Origin of the sequence: Mycolicibacterium arseniciresistens (assembly GCF_030519285.1) — a bacterium.
Classification (GTDB): Bacteria; Actinomycetota; Actinomycetes; order Mycobacteriales; family Mycobacteriaceae; genus Mycobacterium; species Mycobacterium arseniciresistens.
Window position 1 is genome coordinate 1 of record NZ_JAUMSQ010000385.1, and the last position, 6,535, is coordinate 6,535.

At 70.6% G+C, this 6,535-nt stretch carries 10 protein-coding genes; all 10 read right to left on the bottom strand.

Going from position 1 to position 6,535, the window contains the following annotated elements; all coding sequences use genetic code 11:
- Positions 1-41: 41 nt before the first annotated feature.
- Positions 42-533, bottom strand: a complete 492-nt coding sequence (locus Q2100_RS28825; RefSeq protein WP_302916782.1) for a pyridoxamine 5'-phosphate oxidase family protein — start codon at positions 531-533, stop codon at positions 42-44.
- An 18-nt stretch (positions 534-551) separates the two neighbouring features.
- Entirely contained in the window at positions 552-917 is a 366-nt protein-coding gene (locus Q2100_RS28830; RefSeq protein WP_264013135.1) for a hypothetical protein, read from the bottom strand.
- Between the two features lie 45 nt (positions 918-962).
- Complete coding sequence (locus tag Q2100_RS28835) at positions 963-1,562, bottom strand: TetR/AcrR family transcriptional regulator (RefSeq protein WP_302916783.1); 600 nt, start codon at positions 1,560-1,562, stop codon at positions 963-965.
- A complete protein-coding gene (locus Q2100_RS28840) occupies positions 1,543-2,421 on the bottom strand; it encodes an oxygenase MpaB family protein (protein WP_302916784.1) in 879 nt (292 codons plus the stop codon). Before Q2100_RS28840 ends, Q2100_RS28835 begins: the two co-directional genes overlap by 20 nt.
- A 63-nt stretch (positions 2,422-2,484) precedes the next feature.
- Positions 2,485-2,721, bottom strand: a complete 237-nt coding sequence (locus Q2100_RS28845; protein ID WP_302916785.1) for a hypothetical protein — start codon at positions 2,719-2,721, stop codon at positions 2,485-2,487.
- Complete coding sequence (locus Q2100_RS28850; RefSeq protein WP_264013131.1) at positions 2,718-3,194, bottom strand: transport-regulating membrane protein Mce1N; 477 nt, start codon at positions 3,192-3,194, stop codon at positions 2,718-2,720. The genes Q2100_RS28845 and Q2100_RS28850 overlap by 4 nt, the downstream gene beginning before the upstream one ends.
- The gene (locus Q2100_RS28855; RefSeq protein ID WP_264013130.1) at positions 3,191-3,640 is read right to left on the bottom strand and encodes a hypothetical protein; all 450 of its coding nucleotides are present in this window, start codon (positions 3,638-3,640) and stop codon (positions 3,191-3,193) included. The genes Q2100_RS28850 and Q2100_RS28855 overlap by 4 nt, the downstream gene beginning before the upstream one ends.
- An 18-nt stretch (positions 3,641-3,658) precedes the next feature.
- Positions 3,659-4,072 (bottom strand): hypothetical protein, encoded by a 414-nt coding sequence (locus tag Q2100_RS28860; protein WP_372503742.1) that lies wholly within the window; start codon positions 4,070-4,072, stop codon positions 3,659-3,661.
- Complete coding sequence (hemB, locus tag Q2100_RS28865; RefSeq protein WP_302916786.1) at positions 4,060-5,040, bottom strand: porphobilinogen synthase; 981 nt, start codon at positions 5,038-5,040, stop codon at positions 4,060-4,062. The genes Q2100_RS28860 and hemB overlap by 13 nt, the downstream gene beginning before the upstream one ends.
- Positions 5,041-5,042: 2 nt before the next feature.
- The coding region (locus Q2100_RS28870; protein WP_302916787.1) for a bifunctional uroporphyrinogen-III C-methyltransferase/uroporphyrinogen-III synthase at positions 5,043-6,535 on the bottom strand (1,493 nt) is incomplete at its 5' end.

Consider the following 6,535-nt stretch of genomic DNA (forward strand, 5'->3'; position numbering starts at 1 on the left):
TGCAGCCCGAGGCCTTCGGCCTCAAGTCGCCTCCATACCGTCTAGCCGCCCGCCGACCAGGTGAGCAGCCGGTGCCGCTCGCCCTGCGTCATCACGGTGCCGGGCATCACGCGCAGCCGGTACGGCGTCAGCCGCCACGCGGCGAACGCCGCGGACGTGGGCCCGTCGCGCCACGGTTCGATGATCGCCGGGTCGTAACCGACCGGTTCGGGTCCGTTCTCGAACAGCTGCCAGACCCTGGTGCGGCGCTCGTCGTCGAGGACCCACTCGGCGGCGCATTCGGCGCTGCAGGTGTCGTGCGTGGTTGTCCAGTAGCTCACCGAGGCATCGGGATGAGCCGCGAGATGCGATTCCTTCAACGGAGTGGGTGACGTCGCGATCCACCCGACCAGATCCGTGCCGTCCCACTCCCAGATCGGATGCAGGATGCGAGTGCGGGGCCGGCCGTCGGGACCGACCGTGGCCACCGACGCCCACACGATCGCGTGGGCCATCTCGACGAACTCGGGGGCGATGCGATCCAGGGCCGTCACGGCGCCCACTCTAGGAGATCAGCCCTCCTGGAGCTTCTTGAACTCGTCGGACTTCCGGTACTCGACCTTGCCCTCCTCGGCGGAGGTCTCGATGTTTCCCTTGTCCTTCTCGTCGACCCAGTCGGAGACCGCGGTCCCGGAGACCGTGCCGTCGCTGCCGGGCAGCGTCGTGGTCTCCAGATCCTCTTCGTAGGCCTTGCGCATCTCCTTGGCCTTTTCCTTGTGCTCGTCAGTGACCTCGGGTTTCTCGGTCAACTGGCCGGCGTCGTTCTTCTCGACGTTTTGCTGGTCGCCGTCGGCGCTGTTGCTCTGATCCTGCTGTTCCTGCTGGTCGCCGTCGGCGTTGTCGCTCTGATCCTGCTGTTCTTGTTGTTCGGTAGCCATGGCTGCAGACTGCCCGAAAGTGTGAGCCAGGAAACAGGAAGCTGGTCAGGCGGGAACGGCTCGCAGCGCGGCGGGCAGGCTGGGCAGGAAGTGCCGAGTGGCGAATGCGCGCAGACCGTCGTCGGTGTCGAGCGGTGCGGCGCTCGGCAGCAACAGCACCATGGCGGCGTAGCGCAGGATCGTGTCGGCCAACTCGTTGACGGCCTGCGGCCCGATCCGGTCGGCGAACCCCGCCGGGAAGATCACCCGCAGCGCCTCGGCCATCCGCTCGATCGCGGCGGCCCAGTGCTGGTGTGCCAGCGCCATCACGAAGCCGGGTTCGTCGGTCATCATCCGTTGCAGCACCCGGTGGGTGCGGAAGCGCTGGATCGACAGCACGAACGCCTCGACGTAATAGTTCGCCTGGGGGCCCGACCGGGCGAGTTCGGCGGCGATGTCGGCGAACAGCGCGAGATTCTCCCGCTCGACGACCGCGGCCACCAGTTCGTCGCGATTGGCGAACCGCCGGTAGATGGTGGTGCGGCTGACGCCGGCGCGGCGGGCCACGTCGTCGAGGGCGACCCGGCGGAAGCCGTGCTGCTCGAACTCGGCGACGGCCGCGTCGAGGATGGCCTCGGTGGCCGGGTCAGGCGCCTGCGTCGGCACGCGAGTAGCCCTGTTGTGCGTACTTGTTGTAGCGCACCGACATCGGCAGCCGGTCCCACAGCCAGTTGACCGGCCGTGACCGCCACAGCGCGGCGAAGCGCTGATACCGGCGCTCCTGGCGGTCCGACCACGGCAGCCCGAGCAGCCGGCGTGCCTGCGGCGGCAGACCACCGGTCGTCAGGAAGGCCGCGAGCGGATCGAACGCCACCGACACCACCCGCCACACGGCCGGGTGCACGCCCTTGGGGCAGGGGAACCCCTTGGTGACGTAGCCGACGCCGTATTGGGCCGTCTTGTGCGCGACGACGGTCTCGTCGAGCATCCGCTTCCAGTAGCGCTCGAACTCGGCGTAGTCGGCGGGCATGGGCCGGTCACTCACGCCGTAGCGGCGGTACCAGGTCTTCGACTCGGCGTAGATCTGTTCCTTCTCGGCCTGCGACAACTTCTTGACGAAGGTGTCGGCGAAGTACAGCACCTGCTCGAGGAACGTGGCGTGCGCCCAGAAGTACGTCTCGGGATCCAGCGCGTGGTACCTGCGGCCGTCGGGCATCTCGCCCTTGATGTCGTGGTGGAAGTCGCGCACGTTGAAGCCCTCGTTGGCGTCGTCGGCGCCGTACACCGTCATGAAGATCGGCGGCAGCGACCGCTTCACCCGCGCGGCGGTGTCGTCGAAGAACACCGAATGGTCGAGCACGCCCTGGCCGAGTTCGGCGAGCATGTTTTGCAGCACGGCGGGCCGCGGCCCGATCAGGTACATCCGGTTGTCGCCGAAGTACCGCCACACCAGCGACTGCGGCCCCAGTGGGAGCGCGTCGGGGGGCGTGTCGTTCGCGGCGTCGTTCTCGGCCAGCTCGGTCATGAGGAACAGTGTTACAGATTTTGCACTTTGTACCAACAGAGTTGTGACGGGGCTCACCCGAGGTCAGCGGCGCCGCATCCGCGCGACGGCGAGCACCGCCAGCACGCCGGCCACGGTCGCCAGCAGCAGCGCCAGCACCAGCGCCGGGGCCGAGTACACCGGCTGGGAGGTCGCCGGCTCGCCCGCGACGACGGGAGCCACCACCACCGTCGAGCGGGCCGAGAGCCAGCTCAGCACGCATCCGACGGCGGCGACACCGGCCAGCACCAGCTCGACCGTCGCCCGCAGGCGGGCCTTCACGCCGCCTGCTCGCCGACCAGACCGGTCAGCGCCGCACGCAGATCGGCGTGCCGTCGCGCCCACGCCTGGGCATGGCGGCCGCCGCTGAGCTTGAGGCCGATACCGGTGCGGCCCCGCGGCACGCCGGTGAGCTCGCCGAGCGCGCGCGAGGACTGCCACGGCAGGATCTCCCTGCCCTCCGCGGGCGGGAAGATCCGCACGATGTCGACGATCTGGATGGTCTCGGCGCCCTGCCGCAGGGTCAACGGCGTCAATTCGACCGAGGTGTGGATACGCGCGGCCTTCACCTGGATGGCGAGGAAGCCGGTCACCAGCACGAGGAACATCCCGGGCACCAGGGGTTGCATCCCGTAGCCCGCCGACAGCTGGATCATGGCCATCGTCACCCCGGCCACGGGACCGGCGAGCAGCCACCACCAGCTGGCTCCGGGTTCGCGGAACAGCACCTGCACGGGCGCGGCGTTGTCGCTCACGTTGGGTCCTTCGCGGTGTACCAGGCCGACGAAGCCGGGCGGGTCAACAGGATCACACCGGCCACGATCGGCAGGACCGCCGCCAGGGTGACCGGTTGAGCGATGGCGAACACGAAGGCCAGGATCGCGAGGAGCACCGTGACCGCCAACCCGAGACCGATGGTGGCGCGACGGAACCGCGCATCGCCGCCCCGGGTCCGACCGGCCAGGAAGGCCAGCCCGACGCCGCTGAGCACCGACCCGATCCCCATCCCGCGGTAGAGCAGGAGGTACTGGCGGACCTGCTCGTCGGAGACGGCCGAGTCGATCGCGCCGCGGGCCGCGTCGAAGCTCACCGTGGCCGCCAGCATGCCACCGCCGATGAGGACGACCGCGCCGACGGCGAGCAGCCAGAACGCCACGTCGACGATGCGTGGTCTGCTCAGGGGCTGCTGCGGTGCCGACATCCGGGCCAGCCTAACGGTTCACCGGGTGAACCAGCCGTGGGCGTCCTTGCGGTGCAGGAGGAAGATCCCGCCGCCGATCAGCACCGACCCGACGATGGTGGCGACGGCGTACAGCAGCGCCGCGGGGGTCTCCCGTTCGGTGGTGAACAGGTTCGCCGCGGCGTACACCACCGAGGCCACGGCGCCACCGGTCAGCAGCGTGCGCGCCCAGCGGTAGCCGGAGCGCATCAGGATCAGGAACGTCACCACCACCGCGGACAGCACCACCGCCACCAGGCCCGCCGAGGCGTACCGCAGCACCGCCGGGCCCACCGGCGACACCACGACGTCCACCACGTAGCCGATCACCATCAGCGGCAGCGCGACCATCCACAGCCAGAATCCGGTGTCGACGTCAGGCGGCCGGTCGGTCGTCTCCGTCACGCCAGCCAGTCGGCCACGTCGGCCGCCCAGTACGTGAGGACGAGGTCGGCGCCAGCGCGCCTGATCCCGGTGAGCGTCTCCAGCGCGACGGTGCGCTCATCGATCCAGCCGTTGGCCGCGGCGGCGCAGATCATCGCGTACTCACCGGACACCTGATAGGCCGCCACCGGCACCGGCGAGATGTCGGCGGCGGCCCGCACCACGTCGAGATAGCTCATCGCCGGCTTGACCATCACGATGTCGGCGCCCTCGTCGATGTCGAGTCGCACCTCGTGCAGCGCCTCCCTGGCGTTGCCGGGCTCCTGCTGGTACGTGCGCCGGTCGCCCTGCAGGCTGGACGCCACCGCCTCGCGGAACGGGCCGTAGAAGCCGGACGCGAACTTGGCGGCGTAGGCCAGGATGGCGGTGTCGGTGTGCCCGGCGGCGTCGAGTCCGTCGCGGATGGCGGCCACCTGACCGTCCATCATGCCGCTCGGGCCGACGACGTGGGCGCCCGCATCCGCCTGCGCCACAGCAAGTTTCACGTATCGCTCATTGGTCAGGTCGTTGTCCACCCTGCCGCGTTCGTCGACCACCCCGCAGTGCCCGTGATCGGTGAATTCGTCGAGGCAGGTGTCGGCCATCAGCACGGTCTGCTCACCGAGGTCGGCGGCCAGGTCCCGCAGCGCGGCGTTGAGGACGCCGTCGGGCGCCGACCCGGCCGAGCCCAGCGGGTCCTTGTCCTCGTCGCGGGGCACCCCGAACAGCATCAGGCCACCCACCCCGGCCGCCACCGCGTCCGCGGCCGCCCGCCGCAGCGAGTCCCTGGTGTGCTGGAAGACGCCCGGCATGGAGGCGATGGGACGCGGCTCGTCGATGCCGTCGGCGACGAACATCGGCAACACCAGGTGCCGTGGCTCCAGGGACGTCTGCGCCACCAGCCGGCGCATGGCCGGCGTCGAGCGCAACCGCCTCGGCCGGTGCCGGGGGAAGGCCACCGCTACCGCCGGCGGCTCTTCTTACGCGGCGGAGGCAGCGCGCCCTCGGCACGCAGCCGCGCCGCATGCTCGGCGAGCGCGTCGACCAGCGGACCCACCGCGGCGATCTCGGGCTGCACATCGACGCGCAGTCCGAATTCCGCCGCGGTCTCCGCGGTCTTGGGCCCGATGCACGCGACGATGGTGCGGGCGTGCGGCTTGCCTGCGATGCCGACCAGGTTGCGCACCGTCGAGCTCGAGGTGAAGCAGACCGCGTCGAAGCCGCCGGTCTTGATCATCTCGCGGGTGTGCGCCGGCGGCGGTGCGGCGCGCACCGTCCGGTACGCGGTGACGTCCTCGATCTCCCAGCCGCGCTCGCGCAGGCCCTCGGCCAGCGTCTCGGTGGCGATGTCCGCGCGCGGCAGCAGCACCCGGTTCACCGGGTCGAAGATCTCGTCATACGGCGGGAAGTCGTCGAGCAGGCCGAGGGAGGACTGCTCGCCGGTCGGCACCAGCTCGGGATTGATGCCGAACGCGCGCACCTTGTCCGCCGTGGCCTGACCGACGCAGGCGATCTTGACCCCGGAGAACGCCCGGGCGTCGAGGCCGAACTCGTTGAACTTCTCCCACACCGCACGCACGGCGTTGGTGGAGGTGAACACGACCCACTGGAACCGGCCGTCCACCAGACCCTTGACCGCGCGTTCCATCTGCGCGGGACTGCGCGGCGGCTCGACGGCGATGGTGGGCACCTCGATCGGCAGTGCGCCGTGGCCGACAAGCTTGTCGCTCATCTCGCCGGCCTGGTCCTTGGTGCGCGGGACGAGCACGGTCCAGCCGTACAGCGCGCGGCTCTCCCACCAGTTCAGCCTGGCGCGGTGCGCGACGGTCTTGCCGATGGTCACCACCAGCGGCCCGGTCAGCGGGGACAGCGCGCCGCTGGCGTCGGGTGCGGTCAGCACCGCCTTGTCGATCAGGCCGCTCAGGGTCGACTCCACCGAGCGCTGCTGGCAGGTGGTGCCGTTGGCGGTCACGACAGCGGGCGTCGCGTCGGCCAGGCCGTATTCGATCAGCGTGCGGGCCGCGTCGGGCAGATGAGATGCGGTGGCGTGCAGGATCAGCGGTCCGGGTGCGGCGGCCAGCGCGGCCCAGTCCACGTCCCCGCGCACGTCGGCGACGGTGTGGGTGGAGCCCAGCGGCAGCCCGGCGTAGCTCGGAACGGCGGTGGTGTCCGGCAGTCCGGGCACCACCTCGAAGTCCAGGTGGCTCTTGGCCAGCGTGTTGATCTCGGTGATGACGGAGTCCACCGACAGCGGGTCACCGGAGACCAGCCGGACCACATCCGCGCCGTGACGCGCCTCGGCGACCAGCGTCTTGGCCACCTCGGCCGGATCGCCGAGCGCGGGACGCACCTCCGGACCGCCCGGGATCGTCTGCGCTGCAGCCGTTTCCGTGCCCACGACGGAGTCCGGGTCGGTGGGCGCGGGCGCCTCGGCCGGTGCCGGTCCCGCCGGCG